The organism is Mesorhizobium sp. B2-1-3A, from assembly GCF_006442655.1.
In the GTDB taxonomy this organism is placed as follows: Bacteria; Pseudomonadota; Alphaproteobacteria; order Rhizobiales; family Rhizobiaceae; genus Mesorhizobium.
In genome coordinates, this window is the sequence record NZ_VFWK01000001.1 from 655710 (window position 1) to 681648 (window position 25939).

Here is a 25939-nt window from a genome sequence, read left to right on the forward strand (position 1 = left end):
CCCGGCCGGGCTGAAATCTTATTGTTCTTGCTTGCCTTTATCCATTTTCCTTCGCCGCCCTGGTCAAAAGCCGCTGGTAGAACAGGCCGATGCCGATCAGCACGGCGCCAAGGCCGATGAAGGACAGCGCCCTGAGCACGCCTTCCAACTCCGACATGTCGAAGAGGAAGACCTTCAGCACCGCGATCGCGATCAGTACGGCGGAGGCGATGCGAAGCACCTGCGATTTCAGCCAGACGCCGGCGGTGAGCAATGCCACGCCGATCACCAGCCAGAGCGCCGAATAGGTGTAGGTTTCCAGCTGGCCGAGCCCGCTCCACAGGCCGATGAACTCGCCCTTGAACAGGCGCCTTACCGAAAGCGTAGCGTAGGTGAAGGCAAGTACCGCCGCCACCAGCGCCAGCATTTGCGCGTACCATTTCGGTCGCTTGTCCCTGATGTAGAGCGCCAGCCCGCCGGCAGCGACCGCCGGCAGGAGATAGGCCAGGAACAAGAGGTTGAAGACCGGGATCCGGCCTGTCGATTCGTCGGTGAATAATGGGTTCAGCACGACGAAATGCCGGATGACAATGAGGGCGACCGAAACCACCCCGGCGGCCATCGAACCATAGCGCAGCACCGAACTTGGCGAGCGCATGTCGATGGCGACCAGGATGGCGCCGGCGCCGATGGCGATCAGTGTGTAGATCGCCTGTTCGGCGAGCGTCATCGCACCCGTGTCGATGACGCCGCCATGCATGGCGTGACGCACCAGCATGGCGACGGTCAGCAGCGCAAACAGCGCCGCAGCCGCCTCCATGGCGAGGCGCGGCCGGCCATTGGTGGTGCGGGCGAGCTGCCAGGCGGCGAAGCCAGAGGCGAGCGCCGGTACGCCGTAGCCCGGCAGCAGCCAGTTGAACACCGGTGTCGTCGACAGGAATTCGGCGCCGACGATCGTCGGATCGAAGGCGACGCGGCCAAGCACGGCGATCACGGCGCCAACCGAAATCCAGCCGAGCACGGGATAAGAGCGCCAGCGCGTTGCCAGCGCAGGCACGATGGCCGCGGCACCGAGCAGAATGGCGGTCCAGCCGGAATCGAAAGCCATGTGCAGCATCAAGAGGCCGGCGACCGCCGCGCCGCTCAAGGCAAACGACACCGCCATGCCGCCCTTGAGTGGCGGCCCCTCGGCGCGCGCGATCCACTCGCCGCCGGCGGCGAAGACCACGACCAGCAGGGCTGCAACGGCGGCATAGACAAAGTCGCGGTCGAGGTTGCCGAAGGTGAACCAGAGCGCCAGCAGGATGACCAGTGGCACGATGACACCCGATGCCGCCCAGGAGGCGGACCGCAACCAGGACGATGCCGCGAACTTGCGGGCGGCCCACAAGCCCGCGCCGATGAAGACCAGGCCCAGTGCAATGCCAATGCGCTGGGTCAGACCATTGGACGTGGCCAAGGGCAAGCCATCGACGCCGAGAGCGCCGGCCGAAAAGTCGGACGCGATCGAGGTTGGCGGGATGATGCCGAGATAGATCAGTACTGTCGCCAGCCCTGCGGCGTAAAGCAGCGGCAGCGCCAGCGGACGATAGAGCGCAACGGCCACCATTGCCGCGAGGATCGCGGCGCCTGGCAAGGCATAGCCTGCGGCGGCGAAGACCGGGTCGACCGACAGGCCCAGCGCCGAGAAGGCAACGAACAGGCCAGGCACGATGGACGGCCAGTCAAAGGCCCTGGCGGTTTCGTCGCGATGGCCGCCGAGCCAGACAAAAGCGAGGATGGCCAGCGTGACGGCGTCGATAAACAGGATCGCGGACAGATTCACGCCCGGGGCATCCGTCATGTAGAGGATGGTCCAGATGCCGGTGCCGAAAAAGGCCGCCGCCATCAGCGCTTTCCAGTCGCGCATGCGAGCGATGACGCCGGTGGCGGCGAGCACTATGGCGAGATAGCCGAACAGCGCCCAGGGATTGGGCGCCTGGGAGGCGATCAGCACCGGCGTCACCATGGCGCCGACAAGGCCGATGCCGGCCAAAGCCTGGCCATGGACGAGAGCCGCAGCGATGGTGGCAACGCCGATGGCGCCGAGCAGCGTAAAGGCGAGCGCCGGGCCGATGAAGCCGTAAATGCCGTGGGCGGCATAGACGGTGCCGAACAGGATGAAGGCACCTGCCGCCGTCAGGATCGCCGGAATATAGGCGCCCGCAACACCTTGCACCGGCACCTTGAAGCCGGTGCGGCGAATGAATTCGCCGCCGGCGACCAGCACCAACCCGAGCACCGCTGCCATAGTGAGCCGCACGCCAGGGCCGAAAATGCCGGCCTCAATCGTGTAGCGGATCAGGAACAGGCCACCCAGTGCCAGCGCGATGCCGCCGACCCAGACGGCCCAGCGGGTGCCGAGCGCCGTCTCGATATCCGGCTTGCCGGGAGCCCTTGCCGCGACGGCCGGCTCGACAGGTTCAACTGCCTTCGGAGCCTCGCCCGCGGACCAGGGGCCGGACACGATCTCGCCTGGCGGAGATTCTGTCTCCGTGGTCGGTGTCCCTGCAGTCGGCGTCTCCGCTACCGCCGGCTCGCTTACCGCTGACGAGGCGATATCGGCCGCCGCTGCAGCCACCGGCACGGCGTCCGTCTTGCCATCGGTCGCGGCCTGCTCGGGCGGCTTGGCCACCGGCGGCACGACACCCGAAAGGACAAGGCTGCGCAGCGCGCCAAGCTCGCGCTCGATCAGACCGATACGGTTCTGCTGGCGCGAAATGATGACGAACAGGGCGATGATGGCGACAAGGCCAATCAGGCTCTCAAACATGGCGGTTCCCCCAAACCAGGCCAGTTTTCACTGACGTTTCATCTCACTGACATTCAAATACGGCGGCTAAACGGCTGGAAAACTCAACGTGCCGCCAGATTGGCGGCCGGAAATATCGAACATGTCTCCGTGCCGAAAGCCAGTAGCTTGCCGCCGGCATCCTTCAGCGTCGCTTCCGACACGGCAAGCGTGCGGCCCTTGTGGACCACCTTGCCTTCGCAGACCACCTCGCCGGTCCAGGGCGTGATCGGCCGCGTGAGATTCACCTTGAACTCCGCCGTCGAATAGGCCTCGCCTTTTTCAAGCAATGTCTGCACGGCGCAGCCCAATGCCGAATCGAGCAGCGTCGCCGCCCAGCCGCCATGCACGCTGCCCAGCGGATTGAGGTGACGCTCGCTCGGCATACCGCGAAAAACCGCCCGCCCCTCCGACACTTCGGTAAGGGCGAAATTCAACTGAAAGGAAATTGGCGGCGCCGGATATCCGCCGTCGATGATGCGCTGCAGCAGTTCCAGGCCTGTGTATTTCAGGATGTCGGCGTGCGGAATAGTGCCGAGGCCGAGCGGCGAGACCCGGCCCGGATACAGTTCGACTTCGGTCATGCTGCGTTGTCTCCGGCAATGGTCTTGCGCGTCGCATGGTGCTTGCGCAAGGCGGCGAGAAAGCCGGCGCGGGCATCGGGCTGTTCGATGGCACGCGGCTCGTAGACGTGGCGCGTGAAGAAAAACCCTGTCAGCCGGAAGGCATCCTCGACCGCCGCCGGATCAGCGCGCAGGCCGGAGCCGCGCTGCAGAAACGCCGGCAGCACCAGCATCTTGTCGCGCCAGGGCGCGCCAGCGTCGCGCGACACCGCGCGGCCCGACTTCGGCGAGACATAGGCAAGGTCCTGCCTCGTGCCGGTGGCGGCGCATTGGCTGAGATCGAGGCCGAAGCCGAGTTCATCAAGGATCAGAAGCTCGAAGCGCGCTACCAATTCTCCGGCGGCATCGGCATCGTCGAGATGGGCGATCATGACGGCGAGCGCTTCGTAAAGGCCGCCATGGGCGTCACGCTCGGGCAACAGGCGCAGATGCGTGGCCATGGTCTGCAGCCCGTAGACGGCGACGGCGCTGTCCATCAGCCGGGCGGCGTTCATTTCGATCGCCTCGACCTGGAACGTACCGAGATGTTCGTCAAGGCGCGCGCGCCATAAGAGATCAACGCGATTGCCGGGTTGGAGAACAGGTTGCTGCTTTCGCGAACGGCCGCCGCGAACGAGGCCGAGATAACGGCCATGCGCACGCGTCATCACCTCGAGAATGGCGCTGGTTTCGCCATGCTTGCGGGTGCCGAGAATGATTCCCTCGTCGCGCCATTCCATGCCCAGAGCTTTTCACCGATCGGGTGGCGAAATCAAGGTATGGGCCTGGCGCCTGGGCAGATCGTGAGCGGGACTCGGCGCAAAAAACCACCCGTAGCGGTGTGCCACGGGCGGTTCGATGACGATCGGTCGATCTGTTAGAATGAACGCTGGAAGCGGAAAATGCCACCGATCGCGTCTGAGTTGTTCTTGTCGAAATTGTCGTAATAATCGACTTCGGCGGTGATCGTGTAGCCCGGGACGATCGTGTAAGCCACGTTGGCCGCCACCGCGAAGTCGCTGGCATCGGTGTAGGAGACCTGTGCGTTGAGTGCGACCTTCTTGTTCACCGTGTAGGTGCCACCGCCCCAGACCGCGAAGTTTCCATTCCAAGGCTTGTAGAAGCTCTTGGCAACGTTGTCGTCGGTGCCGTAACCAACCATTGCGAACAAGGTCAGATCCGCCGTCGCCTTCAGGTCAAGACGGGCCTTGCCTGCCCATTCTTCCCAGTTGCTGTTGTAGGCGCCAACCGCGGTGATCGCACCCCAATCGCCCTTGTACTTCACACCGCCGACAACATGCGGAACGTAGCTGTCGATGGTCTCTGTTGTGCCGGAACCTTCTTCCAGCGAAGCTACGGCCGAGAAGCCGTTGCCGATGTCAAAGTAGTAGCTGATCAGGTTGGTGTCTTTAATACCATATTTTATGATCGTATCCTGCACGACGTTACCAGCGTAGCCGATGAACGAATCATAAGGGGTTTCATCCTTACCGACGCGTAGACCACCAAGCTGTATCCAGGCGAAATTCAGGGTAACACTCTTGTTGGCAGCGCCTGCATTGTAGCTTTCAGTATATTGATTGTAGCTTGCAATGCCGCTTTTTGAAGTGTTGCCAAAATTAAAGCGGGTTTCAGTATAGGTCTTCAAAGTGCCAAGCTCGGTTTCCTGGCCGGTCCACGTCTTCAAATTGAAGCGAGTGTTTTTCAACCAGGTTCCCTGCTGGCTACCGTCGCGGACATCAGTGGCGCGAGCGCCGTCCAACGAGCCGACATCACCAAAACCGGCGTCATAGCGGATATAGCCGCCGATGCGCAGGCAGGTCTCGGTGCCCGGGATGTAGAAGTAGCCGGCGCCGTAGACGTCGCAGATCTTGACGTATTCGGCCGGTTCCGGTTCGGCGACGACAACCGCGTCCGCGGCGCGAGCGCCGGAAACCGCGATCAGGGCCGCGGCTGAGCCGAGAAGGAGGCTCTTGATGTTCATTTTCTGACCTCTCCAGTCATAGTTTAAATGGCTTCGGATTTGTGGCTGGCGGATATGTTTTCCCGCCTCACCCCCACAACGAAAAGGCGCGCACCGCGTCCCCTTTTCGCGGCGAACATACCCATCAATCCTCCGCCTTCAATGACGGTTTTGGAAATAAAGGCGATTCTTCGAACAGATTAATGTCGTGTTGCACAAATAACACTGATATACATAACGATTGGCACAAATGGCACAACGTCATATATTCAATATATATTTGGATAGTTTCGCGGCTAACTATGCGTTCAATACGAGATGTTCCAATTAATGGACTTAAAATGGCATTTTTTGGCTACTTGCCCTCAGAAACACCATTACGTTGCGCTCAGGAGATGACAGGCTGGTGTCCTCCACCTCGTGATGACGCAGGGGAACTCCAACGCTGCCTGCAAGGTCGGCCAAATTTCGCGAAGACGGTCGAGACAGGCCGGCGCACGCTCCGGCGCTATCGATTGTGACAGCCACCCCTCACCGTGAGCCTCTGCGGGACAACTTTTCAAACCCAATGCGACAGATGCAGGCGGCAAGAAACAAGAGCGATGGCGGAATCAGATCAAGCTGAATTCCTGTAGTCGGCCAGCACTTCGCCGATCACGTGTCCGGATTTTTCGACTTCTGCCTGGTTGTTCGTATGGCCAGCGACCGTGATCAGCGCCTTCCATAGCGCCCAGCCACGCCCGCGTGCCCAGATCGCCTCATCAACGGCAAGACCGGTGCGGAAAACCTCCCTGCTCTCGCCCTCAAACAAGGTCCAGGCGATCGCCAGGTCGCAGGACGGATCGCCGACACCCGACGTGCCGAAGTCGATCACCGCGCTCAAACGATCCTTTTCGACAAGCAGGTCGCCCCAGCTGACATCGCCATGGAACCAGACCGGTGCCCCGTGCCAGGTGGCGGCAAGGGCAGCCGCACGGTCATCTGGTCGCCAAGATGAAAGGTCCTGTTGTCCCATCCGCCAAGCTCAACCGGCCTGACCGCAAGATCCTTCCACAAGGGGAATTGCCTGGCGACCAGCCGGCGGACCAGAGCCGTGTCGATGATGAGCCTGCTATCCATGGGCCGCTAATGCGGGAATTCGAGACCCATCTCGCGGTAACGCTCGGGATCGTCGCCCCAGTTCTCGCGCACCTTCACGAACAGGAACAGATGCACCTTCTGCTCGAGGATGCCTGCAATCTCCATGCGTGCCGCCTGGCCGATGGCACGGATGGTTTCGCCCTTGTGGCCAAGCACGATCTTCTTCTGGCTGTCGCGCTCGACATAGATGGTCTGGTCGATGCGCACCGAGCCGTCCGGCTTCTCTTCCCATTTCTCGGTCTCGATATGCGAGGAATAGGGCAGTTCCTGATGCAGCCTGAGATAGAGTTTTTCGCGGGTGATCTCGGCCGCAAGCTGGCGCATCGGCAGATCGGAGATCTGGTCTTCCGGATAATACCAGGGGCCTGCGGGCAACGCATGCGCCAGATAGTCGAGCAGGTCCTTGCAGCCAGAGCCGGTCAGTGCTGAGACCATGAAGGTGCGCTTGAAAGGCACTTTCTCGTTCGCAGCCGCGGACAGGGCCAGCAACGTCTCATGCTTGACCCGGTCGACCTTGTTGAGGATCAGCGCCATCGGCTGGCGCACGTCCTTCAGCCTTTCGAGGATGGCGTCGGCATCGCCCCTTATGCCACGCTCGGCGTCGATCAGCAGCAGAACGATATCGGCATCCTTGGCGCCGCCCCACGCGGTGGTCACCATAGCCGTGTCGAGGCGCCGCTTCGGCTTGAAGATACCCGGCGTGTCCACGAAGACGATCTGCGCGTTGTCGTGCGTGGCGATGCCGCGCACTATGGCGCGTGTCGTCTGCACCTTGTGCGTGACTATCGACACCTTGGCTCCGACCAACTGGTTGACCAGCGTCGACTTGCCTGCATTCGGCGCACCGATCAGCGCGACGAAGCCGGAATGCGTGGCGGGGGCTTCAGCAGTTTCAATATCGGTCATGCTGCGTTCCATACACCTTCGCGCAGCAGAAGGGCAGCCGCGGCGGCCTGCTCCGCTTCACGCTTTGAACGACCGCTGCCTGTCGCCGGCTGAAATGCACCAACCCTGACGCTGACGGTGAACAACGGATCGTGGTCCGGCCCTTCGCGGCTGTCGATGTTGTAAGCCGGGACGGCACTCGCCGCCTGATGCGCCCATTCCTGCAATTCGGTCTTGGCGTCGCGGCGCGCGGCACCCGAAGCCTGCGAACGCGGTTGCCAGTATTTGTGGATGAAAGCGCGCGCCGCCTCCAGGCCGCCGTCGAGATAGAGCACGGCGATCAGTGATTCCAATGCGTCGGCGCGCAGATTGACGCGCTTGCGACCCTCGAGCCCGCGCACGTCGGATCCGGCGCGGACGAGGTCCGGCAACCCGATATGCTCGGCGATCTCGGAAAGTGCCTCGGCGTTGACCAGCGCGTTGAGCCGCAGTGACAACTCGCCTTCCGCCGCATCGGGAAAAGCAGCCAGCAGCATGTCGGCAACAACCAGACCAAGAACTCGATCGCCGAGAAATTCGAAACGCTCATAGTCCGTGCCGGCATTGGCGCCCCGGGCACTGGCATGGGTGAGCGCGCGCTGCAGACGCTGGCGGTCGGCAAAGGCATGGCCCGTGCGTTCCACAAGCGCTTCGGCGAGCGCATCGGCGGTCAACCGCTTCGCCGCTGCCATCCCTAGTTGACGAAATGGAACAGGCGCGAAGCGCGCATCAGCGACGGCCATTTCCAGATTTCGAGCGGGCTTGCCTTGCCGGCGATCGAGAAGAAGACAAGGTTGGCGCGGCCAACCAGATTCTCGGCAGGAACGTAGCCGACGGTGAAACGGCTATCGGCGGAATTGTCCCTGTTGTCGCCCATCATGAAATAATGGCCGGGCGGCACGTCGAATTCACGTGTGTTGTCGCCGATTGAATTCGGATTGAGGTCGAGCGTGTCGTAGCTGACGCCGTTGGGCAGCGTTTCCCGGTAGACATCGATCGGCTGAGGCATTTCGGTGATATCGGGATTGTCGATCTGGCCGGTCTTCACGCGCGGCACGCCGACGCCGTTGATGAACAGTTGGCCATCCTTCATCTGGATCTTGTCACCAGGCAGGCCAACCACGCGCTTGATGTAATCGACGGACGGATCCGGCGGGAACTTGAACACCACCACATCGCCGCGCTTGGGCTCGGAGCCCCAGATACGGCCCGAGAAGAGGTCGGGACCGAAAGGCAGCGAATAGCGCGAATAGCCGTAGGACCATTTGGTGACGAACAGATAGTCGCCTTCCAGAAGCGTCGGCCGCATTGATCCCGACGGGATAGAAAAGGGCTGGAACAAGAGCGTGCGGATGACGAGCGCGAGCAAAAGCGCCTGGACGATGACGCTGACGGTTTCGCCAAGCCCGCCGGATTTCTTCTGGGATTTTTCAGCCACGCTCATGTCGTCCTCGATTGTGCGTTGGATGTATAGAGTCTCGGCGCGCGCTGGGCAACGTCAATGCCGGACGTCAGATGCAATCAATGTGGCGCTTCTTCGACGGGCAACGCCTCGATGATCACAAAGGCTTGAGCGAGCGGGAAATCATCCGTGATGGTGAGGTGGATCGCTGCCCGATGGCCTCGGGGAAGTATCTTTTGCAGTCGCGCCAGCGCTCCGCCGGTCAGCGCCATCGTCGGCGCGCCGCTGGGCAGGTTGACGACGCCCATGTCGCGCCAGAAGACGCCTTGCGCCAGACCGGTACCCAGCGCCTTGGCGCAAGCTTCCTTGGCGGCGAAGCGCTTGGCGTAGGAGGCGGCGCGCGCGCCGCGGTTCTCCGAACGCGCCTGTTCAACCTCGGTGTAGATTCTCTGGATGAAGCGCTGACCGTGACGCTCCAGCGATTTCTCGATGCGCCTGATATCGATCAGATCGCTGCCGATGCCGATGATCATCGGGCGGCTGAACCGATGCCTGCGCCGGGGTGGGCCGACTGCTCACGGCGACTTGCACGCTCTGCCAGCCGCTTGCGCCTTTGCTCGCGGAAGACATTCATGCCCCAGCGCGTGACACCGTAGAACAAGAGGCCGAACACCAGCCCGAGCGGCACCGCGCCGATCAGCATGGGCTCCAGAACGGGATGCCACAGCTTCGCGAAGGAAAGCGTGTGCATCATCTCGCCCAGATGCGCCGGCGGACCATGCGCCGGCAGGCGATCGTGCAAGATGAGTTTGCCGGTTTCCCAGGATGCACCCCACAGAATGGGAAAAGTCAGCGGATTGCCAAAGAAAACAGCGCCGAGCGCCGCCGCCACCAGATTGCCGGCGATAACCCAACACAGAACGGCGGCAATGATGAAATGGAAGCCCACGGGAAAGAACGAGGCGAAGACACCAGCCGCCACCCCGGCGGCCACCGCATGCGGCGTGGCCTTCAGGCGCAGGATGCGCTTGGAAAAATACTGCAGCGAGCGCGAAAACGAACGGCGCGGCCACAAATAGGTGCGCACCCGCTCCAGGAGACCATCAGGCTTGCGGCGACGAAAAAGCACTCTCTTCCTATTCCCGATACTTTACAGCTTACATGCCAGCCGTCTCCAGCCGGGCTTCAACCGCCACATCTTGCGCTTTGCGGCCACTGAAAGGCAATCGCCACTTTGATATAGCGATACGCAACCCCGACAACAACCGAAGGCTGCCTGTACAGCGGCCGCGGCAGCATAATCTTTGGTAAGGTCCACCCTTCCAACACCTGACAATCACGGCGAATTTGAGAAGTGCGTTCGGCCTTTTGTCGCAGTCGAATGCTTGAGATACTACCGCAGGTACCGGCTGACCTCGACAAGATTGCCGTCCGGGTCGCGGAAATAGACGGACATCATCGGGCCTCGCGCCCCGATGCGTTCGACCGGCCCCAGTTCAAGCACAACACCATCGGCTTCGAGACGGGCACAGATTTCGCCGAGCGGCAGTTCGGTGATCAGGCAGAAATCGCCTGAGCCCGGCGTCGGCGACTTCGCCTTGGGCTCAAAAGTGCGGCTGATCTCATGGACGTTGATCTTCTGGCCGCCAAACGCCAGCGCTGTCGGCCGGCCCGGCGCATCGATGCGCTCAAAGCCCAGCACGCGCTGGTAAAAGGCGCAGGTCGCCTCGAGCGAGGCCACGGTCAATACGAAATGATCGATACCGACGATCATCGCCAATTTGCTTTCATGCATATCGTCATTCCCAAACCGCCGGATACTTTTGGGCGACATGCATGTTTGTTTCATGCATGTCGTTGTCCCAAAACCGCTGCACACTTTTGGGCGACATGCACAGTCAAATGTTGCGGCTGCCGGGCTTGACCGCAGGTATCGCGGCAAGCTCCGGCGGCAGCCGGTCCGGCGGATAGGCCGGAACCTCATATTCGGCGAGCGCGATCAGCGGCACCCCGACATGGGTCTTCCCAGCCGAACGGTCGATGATGCAGGCCGCGGCCACCACCTCGGCGCCAAGTTCGCGCAGGCACTCGATGGTTTCGCGGATCGACAGGCCGGTGGTGACGATGTCCTCGACGATGACGACGCGCGCACCCCGAGCGATCTCGAAGCGGCGCAGGCGGAACTCGCCCCCTTCCCGCTCGACCCAGATCGCCGGCACGCCGAGATGACGTGAGGTCTCGTAAGCCGGGATCAGGCCGCCGATCGCCGGGCCGACGATATAGTCTATCTTGCCCGGCACCGCGGCGCGGATCTTCTCGGCCAGCGCCTTGCACAAGCGCTCGGTCTTGTCGGCATGCATGAACACCCGTGCCTTCTGCAGGAAGACCGGGCTGCGCAAGCCCGACGTCAGGATGAAATGCCCCTCCAGAACAGCGCCCGCCTCGCGGAAAATGCCCAGCACTTCATCGGTATTCATCTGTGTCCCTCTGGATTGACCATGATCCCAAAGAACGGTTCCCCCGTTTCGGGATCATGGTTCTAGCCATTCACGCGCCGTGCATCGCTGACGCTGGAATTGTCCTTGAGCTGCGATAGCAGCCGGTTGAGATGCTTCAGATCCCAGACTTCGAGATCGATCAGCATTTCGGTGAAGTCAGGCGCGGTGCGCACCATCGACAGCGTATGGATGTTGGCGTCGTTGGACGCGACGACCTGGGCTATATCGGCGAGCGACCCCGGCGCATTGATGGCGGTGACCGAGACACGCGCGGGGAACCGTTCCTTGGTGCGCTCGTCGATGTCCCAGCGCACGTCGATCCAACGCTCGGGCTGGTCGTCGAAGGCCTGCAGGGCCGGCGACTGGATCGGATAGATGGTTATGCCGGTGCCCGGCTGGACGATGCCGACGATACGGTCGCCCGGTACCGCGCCTTCCGGCGCGAAGCGCACCGGCAGGTCGCCACGCACGCCTCGGATCGGCACGGCGCCGTCGCGTGGCTGGTCCTTGTCCTTGCGCGCCGCGCGGCCTGGAATCTGGAACAGCATGCCGGCGGCGTTGCGGATCTTCGACCAACCTTCCTCGCGCTGCTTGGGGGCCGCAGGCGTGACGCGCTCGTCCTTGTAGTCAGGGAAGACCGCCTTCATGACGTCGGTGGAGGCCAGTTCGCCACGACCGACGGACGCCAGCACATCCTCTATATCCTTGCGCGCCAGCCGGTGCAGAACCGGCTTCAGGCTTTCCTTGGTGAAATTCTTGCCGGCCCGCTCGAAGGCGCGCTCCAGAATGCGCGCGCCGAGGCCCGAATACTGCTTGCGGATGGCGTTCTTGGTGGCACGGCGGATGGCGGCGCGCGCCTTGCCGGTGACGACGACCGATTCCCACGCGGCCGGCGGCACCTGCGCCTTGGAGCGGATGATCTCGACCTCGTCGCCGTTCTTCAGCTCCGTCATCAGCGGCATGATGCGGCCATTGACCTTGGCGCCGACGCAGGTGTCACCGACATCGGTGTGCACGGCGTAGGCGAAGTCGATGGGCGTGGCGCCTCGCGGCAAGGCGATCAGCATGCCCTTCGGGGTGAAGCAGAACACCTGGTCCTGGAACAGCTCCAGCTTGGTATTTTCGAGAAAGTCCTCTGGATTGTCGCCCTCGGCGAGCTGCTCGATGGTGCGCCGCAGCCAGGCATAGGCATTGGTTTCCTTCGAGATCGCATGGCCGGCGCCATTCGTCTTGCCGCCGGTGTCCTTGTAGATCGAATGCGCCGCGACGCCGTATTCGGCGATCTTGTTCATCTCGCGGGTGCGGATCTGCAGTTCGACGCGCTGGCGCGACGGCCCGACGATGGTGGTGTGGATTGAACGGTAGTCGTTCTGCTTCGGCGTCGAGATGTAGTCCTTGAAGCGGCCCGGCACCATCGACCATGTGGTGTGGATGGCGCCGAGCGCGCGATAGCAGTCCTCGACCGTATCGACGACGACGCGGAAGCCGAAAATATCGGACAGCTGCTCGAAGGACAGCGCCTTGGCCTCCATCTTGCGGAATACAGACCAAGGCTTCTTCTGCCGGCTCTTCACGCTGGCGTTGATGGCATGCTTTTCAAACAGCGCCGACAGCGCCTTTTCAATATCGGTCAGCACGCCCTTGTTGCGCTCGAAGATCTCGGCAAGCCGCGCGGTGACGGCTCGGTAGGCTTCCGGATTGATGAAGCGGAAGGCGATCTCCTCCAGCTCTTCGCGCATGCCTTGCATGCCCATGCGCCCGGCCAGCGGCGCGTAAATGTCCATCGTCTCCTCGGCGATGCGCAGGCGTTTGGCCTCGGGCATATGGTCGAGGGTGCGCATGTTGTGCAGCCGGTCGGCGAGCTTGACCAGCAGCACGCGGACATCTTCCGAAATCGCCAGCAGAAGCTTGCGCAGGTTTTCCGCCTGCTCGGCCTTCTTCGACACGAGATCAAGCTTCTTGAGCTTGGTCAGGCCCTCGACCAGCTTGCCCATTTCGGGACCGAACAGATCGTCGATCTCGGCCCGCGTCGCCGTGGTGTCCTCGATGGTGTCGTGCAGCAGGGCGACGGCGATCGTCGCCTCGTCCATATGCATTTCGGTGAGGATGGCGGCGACTTCGAGCGGATGCGAGAAATAGGGATCGCCAGAAGCGCGCTTCTGGTGGCCATGCTTCTGCATGGCATAGACATAGGCCTTGTTGAGCAATGCCTCGTTGACGTCAGGCTTGTAGCGCTGGACGCGCTCGACAAGCTCATACTGACGCATCATGGGCGGAATCTCGCGGTGCTGAAATGATTGATGCGCCGCACTAGCGTACGGCGCATCCCATAGATAGCCACGAAACTGACTGGACGGAAGTGCCGGAAACGTATTCCGGGCAGTCCAGAGTGCTCGCTTAGTAGTCGTCGCTCTTTTCCGGCGGTACCAGACCCTCGATGCCGGCCAGCAGGTCTTCCTCAGTCATCCGATCGAACGTGACATTCTCCTCGGCGTCATCGGTGTCGGCGGCCGCAACGGCGCCGCCGGTCTGATCGGCGATCACCTCGCCATCGGCTTCGGGCTCGTCGACCTCGACATGCTTCTGCAGCGAATGGATCAGGTCTTCCTTGAGATCGTCGGGCGACAGCGTCTCGTCGGCGATCTCGCGCAAGGCGATGACCGGGTTCTTGTCGTTGTCGCGAGGAACGGTGATCTGCGCGCCCTGGCTGATCTGGCGAGCACGGTGGCCGGCCAAAAGCACCAGCTCGAAGCGGTTGTCGACCTTGTCGATGCAATCTTCAACGGTTACGCGGGCCATGGACTGCCCCTTTCATGCCTGGATTTGATGGAAAACAGGCGCGGTCCATAACCCGAACGCCGCCAAAATACAAGCATCATGGCATTGACGGTAGCATTGGGCACCCAATCCCCGTTCAGACATTGGATTTGGCAAAACCGGGCCGCATCCTTGGTTCAGCGCCGCGATCACAATTGCTTGCGTTGTGCCATCACGCCTTGGATTGCCCCCAAACTGGCGTTATCTCGGATGGCTAGGGTCAGCCGGTTTATTATGAGCCTGACCGATAGTCGCTACCGCATTTCGTTTAGACGGCCGCATTTTCGAAAAAGGACTATTTTCCATGTTCGACCCCCGTGAAAAGATCGCCCTCTTCATCGACGGTGCCAATCTCTACGCCACGTCGCGGGCGCTCGGCTTCGACATCGACTATCGCAAGCTGCTGTCCAGCTTCCAGAAGCGCGGCTATCTCCTGCGCGCCTATTATTACACGGCGCTGGTCGAGGATCAGGAATACTCCTCGATCCGCCCGCTGATCGACTGGCTCGACTATAACGGCTTCAAGGTGGTGACGAAGCCAGCCAAGGAATTCACCGACTCGACCGGCCGCCGCAAGATCAAAGGCAATATGGACATCGAGCTCACTGTCGATGCGCTGGAACTGGCCGATGTCGTCGACCACTATGTCATCTTTTCCGGCGATGGCGACTTCCGCACGCTCGTCGAGGCGCTGCAGCGGCGCGGGCGCAAGGTATCGATCGTCTCGACCATGGCCTCGCAGCCGCCGATGATCTCGGACGATCTGCGCCGCCAGGCCGACCACTTCATCGACCTGACTACGCTGAAGAACGAAGTCGGCCGTGATCCCTCCGAACGGCCGGTGCGCCGGCCCGAGCCGGCTGAAGTTGAAGAGGACGACTACTGAGGCCGGTCGCCTTGACCGCCCTCTCCCATGCCGAACCGAACCGCGACTGCCCGCTGTGCCCGCGGCTGCATGACTTCATTGCCGAATGGCGGCAGCGCGAGCCGTCCTGGTTCAACGCACCGGTGCCAACCTTCCTGCCACTGGGCGGCGAGGATACCGTCCAGCTTCTGATCGTCGGCCTGGCGCCTGGCCTGCGCGGCGCCAACCGTACCGGACGCCCCTTCACCGGCGATTATGCCGGCGACCTGCTCTACTCGACGCTGATCGCGCACGGCTTTGCACGCGGTGAATTCAAGGCACGGCCCGATGACGGGCTGGAGCTTGTCGGCACCGCGATCACCAATGCGGTGCGCTGCGTGCCGCCGGAGAACAAGCCGGTCGGCGCCGAGATTTCGACGTGCAGAACATTCCTGGTGCCGACCATCGCCCGCTTTCCGAAACTGCGCGCCGTTCTGGCGCTGGGATCGATCGCGCACCAGTCGACCGTGCGCGCGCTGGGCGGACGCGTCGCCGCCTATCCGTTCAAACATGGCGGGCAGATGGAGGCTGGCAGTATTACGCTGTTTTCGAGCTATCATTGCTCGCGCTACAACACCAATACCGGCGTTTTGACGGAAGCCATGTTCGTCAATGTATTCAGCCAGATCGCGACGTTCCTGCGAACATGACGCCGTACTATTCTTGACGCAATTCCCAAGGGAAAGCGCTACGCGCCTTTCCCGGAATTGCTCTAAAACCCCTCCAGCACGATCTTGCCCTTGGCCGTGCCGGTCTCGATCAGCGCATGGGCGCGCTTCAGATTGGCGGCGTTGATACGGCCGAATGTTTCGCCCAGCGTGGTGCGGATGGTGCCGGCGTCGACAAGGCGTGACAGTTCGTTGAGATGCTCGCCTTGCAAGGCCATGTCCTGCGTCTCGAACAGCGAGCGCGTGAACATCAGCTCCCAATGGACCGAAACGCTCTTGCGCTTGAACGGATTGATATCGAGCGTCTGGGGATCGTCGATCAACCCGAACCGGCCCTGCGGAGCGATCAATTCGGCAATCTCGGCCAGGTGCCGGTCGGTATTGGTTGTCGAGAACACAAAGGCCGGCGCGCCGATGCCCAGCGCGGCGACTTCGGCGGCCAGAGGCCTGGAATGATCGATGACATGATGGGCGCCAAGCCCAAGCACCCAGTCGCGTGTTTCAGGCCTCGATGCGGTGGCCACCACAGTCAGATCGGTCAGTTGGCGTGCAAACTGGACCGCAATCGAGCCGACGCCGCCAGCGCCGCCGATGATGACGATGGCATTCGCGGCGCCCATGACAGGCTTCTTCACGTCAAGACGGTCGAACAGCGCCTCAGAGGCGGTGATCGCCGTCAGCGGCAGCGCGGCAGCCTGCGCATAGTCGAGCGAGCCAGGCTTGCGGCCGACAAGGCGCTCATCGACAAGGTGGAATTCGGCATTGGTGCCTTGCGGCGCGAGCGCACCGGAATAGAAGACGTCGTCACCGAGCTTGAACAGGCTGACATCCGCACCCGTTGCAGCGACCCGACCGGCGGCATCCCAACCAAGCACCCGCCAGGTTCCGGCTTCGGGCCTGGCACTTCGGCGTATCTTGGTGTCGACCGGATTGACCGAGATCGCTTTCACCTCGACCAGCAGTTGACGGCCTTTCGGCTCCGGCTTGGGCAGGTCGATATCGACGAGGGACGCCTCATCACTGATGGGAGCTGGGATCTGATAGCCGACGGCGCGCATTTTTATCTCCGCGATTGCTGTTGAGCTTTGTCTGGGGCAGAGATGCGGACTATGCGCGCCAAGCGCAAGAATGCACATATAAAGCACATAGTGTCGAAAAGGATACCGTCATGCCGCGCATTCGCCATGAGCGATTCGATTGCAGCCCCGGCTGCACCGTGGAGGGAACGCTCCGCTATATCGACGGAAAGTGGAAAGGAGTCGTGCTCTACCATCTGTTCGAGGGCACGCTGCGCTTCAACGAGATACGCCGGCGCATTCCCAATTGCACGCCGCGCATGCTGACCAACCAGCTGCGCGAACTGGAAGCCGATAGGCTGATCGCCCGCAAGATCTATCCGGAAGTGCCGCCGAAGGTGGAATACAGCCTGACCCCGCGCGGCAGAAGCCTGGAGCCGGTCATCACAGCCCTGAAAGTGTGGGGCGATGCGAATGTGACGCTGGCGTCGGAGGTATCGCGGGCGGCGGCTTGAAGTGGTGGCGGCAGGGACTGACGGAATTCATACCGGCAGCAGGGCATCCGGTTTCACGTCGCCGATCGACGCATAGGTGTGTGTCTCCTTCACTCCAGGCAATGGCAGGATCACGCGTTTGAGAAAGTCCTGATAGTCGGCCATCTCGGCAATGCGCGCCTTCACCAGATAGTCGAAACCGCCGACGACCATGTGGCATTCCAGAACCTCGGGCGCCTTTGCCACCGCCTCGGCGAAGCGGTCGAAGATATGGGGAGCCGTATGATCCAGCCGCACCTCGATGAAGACGAGCGTGCCGCGGCCAATCTTTGCCGGATTGAGCACCGCCCTGACGGCAGTAATGAACCCGTCGCGGAACAGTCGTTTCACGCGCTGGCTGGTACCGGTCGGCGACAGGCCGACGCGCACTGCCAGATCAAGCGTGGTGCGACGTCCATCTTCCTGCAGCAGCCGCAGGAGACCGCGATCGATGGCGTCAAGATCATCTGATTCTGAATTCACGTTGTAACCGGCATATTTGCGTGAATTGCACTCAACTCTTTTAAAATGAGCGTATTTTATCGCAGGCTCTTCGGCAATAGCCTGTGTTTATGCCGCAACGCCTTATCGATCCAGCGGCGGTTGTTGTGGGTGACTGGACGTGGCACAGAGCACGGGAAGCGCAAGGTTGGCGATCGTCGCCGGGCTGACCATGATCGGCATCTATGCCGTTCAATTCGTCGCAGCCCGCTTCAGCCTGAGAGAGCATCTGACGGTGACCGATATGGTCGTCTTGCGCTTTGCAGGTGCGGGTGCTGCCTTCCTACCGCTCGTCTGGCGAAGCGGCTTCGCCCGAATAAGGGCATCGGGCTGGAGGCGGGCACTGGCATTGGCGGCGCTGGCGGGATTGCCTTATCCGCTGATCATCAATTGGGGCCTCACCTATGCGCCTGCCGTCCATGGGGCGGCGCTTTGCCCTGCCTCGATCGTCGTCTTCTCGTTCCTGCTGTCGATCTTCCAGGAACGCGCTTCGCACCAACGGACCATCGGGGTCGCCACCATAATCGTTGGGCTGTTGCTGTTCATCGCGCCGGCACGCGGCAGCAATGAAGTTCTCCTCGGCGATCTGCTGTTCGTCGGATCGGGCCTCATGTTTTCGGCCTATGCAACGCTTGTGCGGCAATGGCGTATCGATCCGTTCACGGCCACCGCCGCCGTCGTGCTTCTGTCTTGCCTGCCATTGCCGTTTCTCGCCCTCTTCGCGCCGAGCGGCTTGCATGCCGCGGCAAGCGCCGAGATCGTCGGCCAGGTCATTATCCAGGGGCTTCTTGCCGGTGCGGCCGCCATGTTCCTCTACACTTATATCGTTGGCCAACTCGGGTCGCAGGCGGCGTCGCTGTTCATGCCGGGCGTACCGATCGCCACGGTGGTGGTCGGCATGGTCGTGCTCGGCGAAACACCGACCCCGATCCAATTCGCGGCAGTCGCGATCATGGCCGCAGGGATGGGTTTTTCAGCGATGGCAAGACGCGCTGCAAGGGCGGTCTGACGATGCCGATCGCAGCCGGATCATCAACGCACACAAGAGCATAGCCCGGTTTGTGAAGAAACCGATTCGGACGCGCGATCGCGATCGCTTCGGCCGCAAGGCCTCAATGCGCTGATGCAAGCAGCGCCGCCAATTTCTCCGACCCGCCCTGCAAAACGTTCAGGTCGACGTCACCCTGGATGCCATCCACACGCCCCCTGTTGTGATACTGCCAATAGATCCAGTCGTGGCGGTCCGGTTCCATCAACAGTGAGCGAAGCCACAGCGGGCGCGCGGCGATCTGCCCGGCATAGGCGGCCTCGGCCTCATCGGTCAGATAAACGATCGCCGTCTTGCCGAACGCCGCCTCGACAGGTCCAAGGAAAGCCTGGAGTTCGGCATTCAATTGTTCGGGCGATGGACGCTGCGGACAGTTGCCGCCGAACTCGATATCGACGACCGGAGGCAGCAAGGGCTGATCCTGCGGCACGACCGAGATGAAATTCTTCGCCTGGTCGGCGCCGGGGCGGCAGAAGGTGAAGAAATGATAGGCGCCGACGGCGAGGCCAGCCGCGCGAGCCTCACGCAGATTGGTGGCAAAGGCACGATCGACGTGATCGCCACCTTCGGTCGCCTTGATGATGGCGAAGGCGACATCGTCGGCGGCAACGCGCCGCCAGTCGATTTCGCCCTGATGGTGGGAAACGTCGATGCCTCTGACCGGATATCTGCCACGGTCCGGGGAGTATGTGTGGAAGTAGACGAAGCCACCGGCGGCGACGAGCGCAGCAAAGACCAGGCTGACCGCCCCCCAGAGGATTATCCGGTTCTTCAAGACGACCCTCTCTCTGGTATTTTCTGGCTCCGTGTGTTCGAAACTTGAAAGCCAAACGGTTGGCTTTTCTAGGGCTACCGCCCGATACCCCGCCCTTCGCTATGGCTCCCTGCCCTTCGGGCGTTCAGTCCCTTAAAAAGGTCCACTGGACCTTTTTATCCGCCCGAAGGCGGACCGGGCCTCCACCGTTCGTCGCTCGAAAAGCCGAATCGTTGGCTTTTCGCCCGCTTCGCGGACCGCTCCTCACCCACGCTCCTTCAAGAGCCGGCCCTTCTCGCGTGACCAGTCGCGCTGCTTTTCGGTCTCACGCTTGTCGTGCAGCTTCTTGCCCCGGCCGACGGCGAGCAGCAGCTTGGCGCGGCCCTGATCGTTGAAATAGATCTTTAGCGGCACCAGGGTCATCCCTTCGCGGTCGACGCTCTGCGACAGCTTGGCCATCTCGCGCTTGTTCAGCAGGAGTTTGCGGCGCCTCCGGGGCTCGTGATTGAAGCGGTTGGCCTGCAGATATTCCGGCAGATAGGAATTGATCAGCCAGATCTCGCCGCCTTCGACCGAGGCGTAGCTGTCCTGAATGTTTGCCTGGCCCTGGCGCAGCGACTTGACCTCGGTGCCGGTCAGCACCAAGCCGGCCTCGATCGTGTCGAGAACCTCATAGGAAAACCGCGCCTTGCGGTTTTCCGCAACGGTCTTGTTGTTGGGATCGGCTTTTCTGACTTGATTCATGATGTGGAGAGGTGGCGCCTCATCCTCAATTAATCAAGCCGGCGTGCTTCATGGCCGCATCGATCTTTGCCGCGGTCGACTCCTCGACCGTGACCAGCGGCGAACGCAGCACGTTCTCGACCTTGCCGAGCTTCGACAGCGCGTATTTGGCGCCGGACACGCCGGGCTCCAGGAAGATCGCCTTGTGTAGCGGCAACAGACGATCCTGCAACTCAAGCGCCTTTGCACTGTCGCCGGACAGCGTCGCTTCCTGGAATTCGGCGCACAGCCGCGGCGCGACATTCGACGTCACCGAGATGCAGCCGACACCGCCATGGGCGTTGAACCCGAGCGCCGAAGCATCCTCGCCGGACAGCTGGATGAAATCCTTGCCGCAGGTCATGCGCTGCTCGGAAACACGCTCGACCTTGCCGGTGGCATCCTTGACGCCGACGATGTTCTTGAAGTCGTGCGCCAGCCGGCCCATCGTCTCGGGCATCATGTCGATCACCGAGCGCGGCGGAATGTTGTAGATGATGATCGGCAGCTTGGTCGCCCTGGCGACGGCGGCGAAATGCTCGTAGAGGCCGCGCTGCGTCGGCCTGTTGTAATAGGGTGTGACGACCAGGGCGGCATCGGCACCGGCCTTCTCGGCATATTGTACAAGCCCGACTGCTTCCGCGGTGTTGTTGGAACCGGCGCCGGCGACGACCGGAGCGCGGCCCTTGGCCACCTCGATGCAGACCTTGACGACATGGCGATGCTCATCATGCGACAGGGTCGGCGACTCGCCGGTCGTGCCCACCGGAACCAGGCCCGTCGTGCCTTCCGCGAGCTGCCATTCGACAAATGCGCGAAAGGCTTTCTCGTCGAAACGCCCGCTCTTTTCGAACGGTGTCACGAGCGCAGTAAGCGAGCCTCTCAGCATGTCGTCCAACTCCTTGGGACTTGTTTGTTTGTGCATGTCGTTGTCCCAAAACCGGTATCCACTTTTGGGCGACATGTATCGGTGTTTTGTCGATCAGTTGTCGTGCGCGCCTTCTAGCCGAAAGCGAAGCGGCGCACCATAGTCTCGACATGGTTGCGCGGCAAGCATTGCCATGGTGCCAGCAAGCGCAATTCGAACGGCCTCGATAACTCTTTGTTTACGAGCCCTTCACGACCTAAGTTTAGGCTTCGAGGCTTCTTCGCCTTCTGGTAAAATGCTGGATTAGGAAAGACACGAGATCATGCCGGCCAGTCGGCCCCACCTCTTCGCGCTGCTTGGCGCCATCGCCGCGCTGATGCCCGGTGTGGCGATCAGCGGCAGCGTCGATGTGCAGGTCACCTCGGCGATCCCGATGCCCAGCCCGCAGGACGGGGCGCAGCAGGCACCCTCACCCAGCGTCGCTATGTTGAAGAGCGGGTTGGACGCACTGGCGGCCGGCGATATTCCAGGCGCCCGCGGTGTGCGCGACGCGCTTCCGGCTCAATCGCTCGACCAGCATATTCTGGCTTGGGCGATCGCCCTTTACGGCGGCGACAAGGTTCCGAGCGGCGATATCGCCGCGGCCGCGAGGATGCTGCCCAACTGGCCGGGCACCGTCGCCTTGCGCAAGAACAGCGAGCGCGCGCTCTATCGGGAAAACCCAGCCCCCGGCATCGTCACTGCGGCCTTCGGCGGCAGCCAGCCGCAAACATTCGAAGGCATCATGGTTCTCGCTCGCGCCTATGTGGCGGCGGGCAACGTCAAGGCGGCACGCTCGGTGCTGTCGCCGTTCTGGCGCACCGCGATCCTGGAAGCCAAGGACGAGACGGCGCTGATCAAGGAGTTCGGCGGCCTGATCCCTGCCGCCGACCACCGTTTTCGCATGGATCGTATGTTCTATGCCGATCGGGTGAACTCCGCCCTGCGGATTGCCGGCCTTGCCGGCGCCCAGCAGTTCGCCGACGCCTGGGCTGCGGCCGACAGAGGCGACAAGAATGCGCTGAAACTGCTGAAGGCGGTGCCGGCATCCCAGCGTTCGGCCGGCTATTTCTTCGCCCAGGCCGAATATCTGCGCAAGCAGGAAGACTTTGCCGGCGCCGCCGCCATCGTGATGAAGGCGCCGACGGACCGCGAGGCTTTGGTCGACCCGGACGCCTGGTGGGTCGAACGCCGGGTGCTGTCGCGCGAACTGGTCGACCAGGGCGACATGAAGACGGCTTACCGGATCGTCGCCACGCATGCCGCCGAAAGCGCGGCCAATGCGGCCGAGGCCGAATTCCACGCCGGCTGGTATGCGCTGCGTGGCCTCAACGATCCCAAGCTTGCCGCGACGCATTTTTCGCGCATCGCCGAGCTCGCGCAGGGGCCGATGACATTGTCGCGCGCCTATTACTGGCTCGGTCGTGCGGCGGAAGTCGGCGGGCCGGGCAATGCCAAGGACTATTTCGGGCGTGCGGCTGCCTATGGCACGACCTTTTACGGCCAGCTTGCCGCCGAACGCGTCGGCCGGCAGGCACTCAATATCGTCTATCCCCAGCCGAGCGCTGCCGACCGGCAGAACTTTGCCAGCCGCGAGGCCGTCAGCGCCATCAAACGCCTGCAGGAGGCAGGCTACGACCGCTACGCCGAAACGCTCTATCGCGACCTTGCCGGGCAGTTGACCAGCCCTGGTGAACTGGCGCTGCTCGCGGTCCTTGCCGAGAAGCAGGGCAACCATTTCATGGCGCTGAAAGTCGGCAAGATCGCCGGCGCGCGCGGCATCGATGTCGGCGCGCTGTCGCATCCGCTCGGCGTCATCCCTGATTCGGCCAATATTTCCGGCTCGGGCAAGGCGCTGGCCTATGCAATCGCGCGCCAGGAAAGCGAATTCAACATCGGTGCCGTATCAAGCGCCGGCGCACGCGGGCTGCTGCAGCTGATGCCGGGAACCGCCAAGCAACTGGCGAAGAAGGCCGGATTGCAGTTTTCGCAGGCACGGCTGACCACCGACGCCGGCTACAATGCCACGCTCGGTTCAGCCTTCCTTGGCGAACAGCTCGACCGCTTCAACGGCTCCTATGTGCTGACCTTCGCCGGCTACAATGCCGGCCCCAACCGGGCCAGCCAGTGGGTGGCGAAATACGGCGACCCGCGCGGCAAGGACATCGATGCGGTGGTGGACTGGATCGAGCGGATTCCCTACACGGAAACAAGAAGTTACGTACAGCGCGTGATGGAGAATTACGAAGTCTACAAGATGCGTATTTCCGGCAAATACGACATCGTCGGCGACCTCGTGAACGGGCGCAGCTGAGGGCTCGACAAGAGGGGTGGGAAGGATCTCCAGTCCTTTGAATGGTCCTATCCCTGGGAATGAGCTTACAGGTCAACGCGACAGCCCCTCTCCTTGCCAAGGCATCTCTGCCGCAGGAGGAGATCGGGAACTTCAGTCTCGCCTTCTATTTGACCGCTCCCACTCTCACCTGTAGCAATCCGAGACGATCCCGCGGCAAGAAGGTGGCATGTCCAGATGCCTGGTACCGAAGGCTTTTCCGACTTCTTCTACGCCGCGCCGGATGGGCTGAGACTTCATGTGCGAGTCTATGGCGAGGCGAATTCCGGACATTGGCCGGTCGTCTGCTTGCCTGGCCTGACCCGCAACGCACGAGATTTTCATGAGTTGGCGCAGCACCTTTCGACGGGCTCCAATCCGCGCAAGGTGATTGCCTTCGACTATCGCGGGCGCGGGCAATCGGCCTACGACCCCGATGTCAGCCACTATAATGTCGGCGTCGAGGCCGGCGACATCCTTGCCGGTCTGTCCGCACTCGGTATCGAGGAGGCAGCTTTCATCGGCACCTCACGCGGCGGGCTGATCATCCATGTGCTCGGCGCCCTGCGGCCGGGAGTGCTCAAAGCCATTGTTCTCAATGATATCGGGCCTGTGATCGAGCCGGCCGGCCTCGCCCATATCCAGTCCTATCTCGAACGCGCGCCGAAGCCGAAGACTTTCGCTGAAGTGGTGAATGTCCAACGCCATGTTCATGGCCAGGACTTTCCCGCACTCACCGACGCCGACTGGGCTCGGATGGTGGGGGCGCTCTACCGTGAGACGGATCAAGGGCTGTTGCCGGATTTTGACCCGAAACTGGTCGACACGGTTGCAAGTCTCGACCTGTCGCAGCCATTGCCGGCGCTCTGGCCGCAGTTCGACGCGTTGGCGGCCATTCCCTTGCTCACTGTCCGCGGCGCCAACTCAAGATTGCTGTCGACCCAAACGCTGGATGAGATGCGAAAGCGCCATCTTGGCACCGAGACGATCACCGTCACGGGTCAGGGGCACGCACCATTCCTCGAAACCGGCAGTCTGCCTGGCGATATAGCAACCTTTCTTGATCGGGCTGAGCGCCACAAAGAAAACCCCAAGACCAGATCTGGTCCTGAGGTCACAGCAGCAGTATAGCCGCGTCTGTCGGAATTATTTGACCTTGGAGCTTTTCCCTAGGGATTTTGCCGGCTTCGCCGCACCCGCCTCGCTCGTTTTGCCACGCTTTGGCGCCGAAGGCGCGGTCAGCGGGGACGAGAAGGCCGAGCTTTCATCACCACGCGACGCATCTTCGCTTCGCGGCGTCTCCAGCACGACGACACAGCCGTCGAGATCGTTGGTGGCCAGATGCGCGTAGCGCATGGTCATTGAAAGAGTCTGATGGCCAAGCCACATCTGCACGCGCCTGATGTCGATGCCGCCCTGGACAAGGCGCGAGGCGCAGGTGTGACGCAAGATGTGCGGCACGACCTGGTCGTCGGCGCCAAGACCGACTTCGGCCTTCGCATCATTCCAGATGGCACGGAACTGTGCCTGGCTGAGCTTGGTGAACGGGCCCTTGGGCCGACGCCCTTCGGCCGGAGGCAGCTTGATGACCTCTTTGACACGCTCGGTCATCGGAATGGTACGGCTCCGGCCGGATTTGGTGATCCAGAAGGAGACGCGATGCTCCTGGATGTCGTTCCAGATCAGCCCGAGCGCCTCGCCGAGACGGCATCCGGTGTCGACCAGGAAGACGGAAAGCCTGTAGGCATCCTCACTGCGGCTTCTGATGGCCGCGAACAGCCTTGCCTCTTCGTCCCTCTCGAGGAATCGAATCCGTCCCGCCCGCTCTTTCTGGCGGCGAAACTCGGGCAGGCTGTGGATATCTCCCATCTTGTAGGCCTTGCGCAGCAGTTTGCTGAGAGCAGCCATCTTTCGATTGATGGTTGCGTTGCTGTTGCCGCGCTGGCGCAAGGTGCCGATAAGGTTGTCAAGGGTACTCTGGTCAAAGGCACTGAAACGCTCCCCAAGGAGAATTTCATCTATTTCGCCGATGAAAGAGCTGACATTGTATTTATGTCGCCCATCATCCCACAGTATGTCCCGGTAAGCTGAAAAAAGCTCTCCGACTCGGTACGACTTTACTTCTCTTATCTTGTTGTAAGTGTACTTGATCTTTGAATTCTGAGAAGAAAACATCGAAAACGGATCGGAGGGGTTAGCCTCCTGGATCGCTTCGTTGGTCATAATTCGTCGCACCCCCGAGTGGATAGATCAGCCCTACCCGCTTGGAAGCGTCCTTTCAAGAGTTTTAATCACGCGGTTGTGATCTCATTCGCCCATCAGCGAATCCCACGAAATCACTCTGCGGATTTGTTCAGCT

General features: G+C 61.8%; 25 protein-coding genes and 1 pseudogene. 6 read left to right on the forward strand and 20 right to left on the reverse strand.

Annotated elements, in window-relative coordinates:
- Positions 1–37: 37 nt before the first annotated feature.
- The 14 genes and pseudogenes from FJ977_RS03340 to rpoZ all read right to left on the reverse strand — a co-directional run bounded on the left by FJ977_RS03340 (position 38) and on the right by rpoZ (position 14137).
- Positions 38–2791, reverse strand: a complete 2754-nt coding sequence (locus FJ977_RS03340) for a DUF2339 domain-containing protein (RefSeq protein ID WP_140768524.1) — start codon at positions 2789–2791, stop codon at positions 38–40.
- A gap of 83 nt (positions 2792–2874) precedes the next feature.
- Positions 2875–3393: a PaaI family thioesterase gene (locus tag FJ977_RS03345; RefSeq protein WP_140768526.1), complete on the reverse strand. Its 519-nt coding sequence runs from the start codon at positions 3391–3393 to the stop codon at positions 2875–2877.
- Positions 3390–4151, reverse strand: coding sequence for a DNA repair protein RecO (recO, locus tag FJ977_RS03350; RefSeq protein WP_140768528.1), 762 nt, complete (start codon positions 4149–4151; stop codon positions 3390–3392). The genes FJ977_RS03345 and recO overlap by 4 nt, the downstream gene beginning before the upstream one ends.
- A 137-nt stretch (positions 4152–4288) precedes the next feature.
- On the reverse strand, positions 4289–5395 hold the full coding sequence (locus FJ977_RS03355) for a porin (RefSeq protein WP_140768530.1): 1107 nt from the start codon (positions 5393–5395) through the stop codon (positions 4289–4291).
- Between the two features lie 595 nt (positions 5396–5990).
- Positions 5991–6493, reverse strand: a pseudogene (locus FJ977_RS03360) (phosphotransferase).
- 6 nt (positions 6494–6499) lie between these two features.
- Entirely contained in the window at positions 6500–7432 is a 933-nt protein-coding gene (gene era / locus FJ977_RS03365; protein WP_140768532.1) for a GTPase Era, read from the reverse strand.
- Positions 7417–8130 carry a ribonuclease III gene (gene rnc / locus FJ977_RS03370; RefSeq protein WP_140768534.1) on the reverse strand — a complete coding sequence of 238 codons (714 nt, stop codon included), beginning with the start codon at positions 8128–8130 and terminating at the stop codon, positions 7417–7419. The genes era and rnc overlap by 16 nt, the downstream gene beginning before the upstream one ends.
- 2 nt (positions 8131–8132) lie before the next feature.
- Entirely contained in the window at positions 8133–8882 is a 750-nt protein-coding gene (lepB, locus tag FJ977_RS03375) for a signal peptidase I (RefSeq protein WP_140768536.1), read from the reverse strand.
- 77 nt (positions 8883–8959) lie between these two features.
- Positions 8960–9373: a holo-ACP synthase gene (gene acpS, locus FJ977_RS03380; protein WP_140768538.1), complete on the reverse strand. Its 414-nt coding sequence runs from the start codon at positions 9371–9373 to the stop codon at positions 8960–8962.
- The gene (locus FJ977_RS03385; protein ID WP_140768540.1) at positions 9370–9969 is read right to left on the reverse strand and encodes a DUF2062 domain-containing protein; all 600 of its coding nucleotides are present in this window, start codon (positions 9967–9969) and stop codon (positions 9370–9372) included. Before FJ977_RS03385 ends, acpS begins: the two co-directional genes overlap by 4 nt.
- A gap of 264 nt (positions 9970–10233) precedes the next feature.
- Entirely contained in the window at positions 10234–10635 is a 402-nt protein-coding gene (locus FJ977_RS03390; RefSeq protein WP_140768542.1) for a VOC family protein, read from the reverse strand.
- Between the two features lie 103 nt (positions 10636–10738).
- Positions 10739–11317 (reverse strand): orotate phosphoribosyltransferase, encoded by a 579-nt coding sequence (pyrE, locus tag FJ977_RS03395; protein WP_140768544.1) that lies wholly within the window; start codon positions 11315–11317, stop codon positions 10739–10741.
- A 62-nt stretch (positions 11318–11379) separates the two neighbouring features.
- A complete protein-coding gene (locus FJ977_RS03400; RefSeq protein ID WP_056563445.1) occupies positions 11380–13608 on the reverse strand; it encodes a bifunctional (p)ppGpp synthetase/guanosine-3',5'-bis(diphosphate) 3'-pyrophosphohydrolase in 2229 nt (742 codons plus the stop codon).
- 127 nt (positions 13609–13735) lie between these two features.
- The gene (rpoZ, locus tag FJ977_RS03405) at positions 13736–14137 is read right to left on the reverse strand and encodes a DNA-directed RNA polymerase subunit omega (RefSeq protein ID WP_013896382.1); all 402 of its coding nucleotides are present in this window, start codon (positions 14135–14137) and stop codon (positions 13736–13738) included.
- 322 nt (positions 14138–14459) lie between these two features.
- On the opposite strand from rpoZ, the gene FJ977_RS03410 reads away from it, so the two are divergent.
- A complete protein-coding gene (locus tag FJ977_RS03410; protein WP_056563452.1) occupies positions 14460–15041 on the forward strand; it encodes an NYN domain-containing protein in 582 nt (193 codons plus the stop codon).
- Between the two features lie 11 nt (positions 15042–15052).
- Entirely contained in the window at positions 15053–15709 is a 657-nt protein-coding gene (locus FJ977_RS03415) for a uracil-DNA glycosylase (RefSeq protein WP_140768546.1), read from the forward strand.
- Between the two features lie 62 nt (positions 15710–15771).
- Here FJ977_RS03415 and FJ977_RS03420 read toward each other — a convergent pair whose 3' ends face one another.
- Positions 15772–16785: a zinc-binding alcohol dehydrogenase family protein gene (locus FJ977_RS03420; protein WP_140768548.1), complete on the reverse strand. Its 1014-nt coding sequence runs from the start codon at positions 16783–16785 to the stop codon at positions 15772–15774.
- Between the two features lie 110 nt (positions 16786–16895).
- Between FJ977_RS03420 and FJ977_RS03425 the strand changes: the two genes are divergently transcribed.
- On the forward strand, positions 16896–17258 hold the full coding sequence (locus FJ977_RS03425; RefSeq protein WP_181179549.1) for a winged helix-turn-helix transcriptional regulator: 363 nt from the start codon (positions 16896–16898) through the stop codon (positions 17256–17258).
- A gap of 27 nt (positions 17259–17285) precedes the next feature.
- On the opposite strand, the gene FJ977_RS03430 is transcribed toward FJ977_RS03425, so the two are convergent.
- Positions 17286–17759 (reverse strand): Lrp/AsnC ligand binding domain-containing protein, encoded by a 474-nt coding sequence (locus FJ977_RS03430; RefSeq protein WP_140768552.1) that lies wholly within the window; start codon positions 17757–17759, stop codon positions 17286–17288.
- Positions 17760–17898: 139 nt separating this feature from the next.
- Here FJ977_RS03430 and FJ977_RS03435 point away from each other — a divergent pair, with 139 nt between their 5' ends.
- Positions 17899–18786 carry a DMT family transporter gene (locus FJ977_RS03435; protein WP_246682807.1) on the forward strand — a complete coding sequence of 296 codons (888 nt, stop codon included), beginning with the start codon at positions 17899–17901 and terminating at the stop codon, positions 18784–18786.
- Between the two features lie 103 nt (positions 18787–18889).
- Here the strand turns inward: FJ977_RS03435 and FJ977_RS03440 are convergent, their stop codons facing one another.
- The 3 genes from FJ977_RS03440 to dapA form a co-directional block, all read right to left on the reverse strand.
- The gene (locus FJ977_RS03440) at positions 18890–19600 is read right to left on the reverse strand and encodes a GH25 family lysozyme (protein ID WP_140768556.1); all 711 of its coding nucleotides are present in this window, start codon (positions 19598–19600) and stop codon (positions 18890–18892) included.
- Between the two features lie 243 nt (positions 19601–19843).
- On the reverse strand, positions 19844–20323 hold the full coding sequence (gene smpB / locus FJ977_RS03445; RefSeq protein ID WP_006202221.1) for an SsrA-binding protein SmpB: 480 nt from the start codon (positions 20321–20323) through the stop codon (positions 19844–19846).
- Between the two features lie 25 nt (positions 20324–20348).
- Positions 20349–21230, reverse strand: a complete 882-nt coding sequence (gene dapA, locus FJ977_RS03450) for a 4-hydroxy-tetrahydrodipicolinate synthase (protein ID WP_140769711.1) — start codon at positions 21228–21230, stop codon at positions 20349–20351.
- Positions 21231–21531: 301 nt separating this feature from the next.
- On the opposite strand from dapA, the gene FJ977_RS03455 reads away from it, so the two are divergent.
- The gene (locus FJ977_RS03455; RefSeq protein WP_140768558.1) at positions 21532–23562 is read left to right on the forward strand and encodes a lytic transglycosylase domain-containing protein; all 2031 of its coding nucleotides are present in this window, start codon (positions 21532–21534) and stop codon (positions 23560–23562) included.
- Positions 23563–23778: 216 nt separating this feature from the next.
- Positions 23779–24711, forward strand: a complete 933-nt coding sequence (locus tag FJ977_RS03460) for an alpha/beta hydrolase (RefSeq protein ID WP_140768560.1) — start codon at positions 23779–23781, stop codon at positions 24709–24711.
- A gap of 15 nt (positions 24712–24726) precedes the next feature.
- Here the strand turns inward: FJ977_RS03460 and FJ977_RS03465 are convergent, their stop codons facing one another.
- Positions 24727–25803: a site-specific integrase gene (locus tag FJ977_RS03465; protein ID WP_181179552.1), complete on the reverse strand. Its 1077-nt coding sequence runs from the start codon at positions 25801–25803 to the stop codon at positions 24727–24729.
- Positions 25804–25939: the final 136 nt, after the last annotated feature.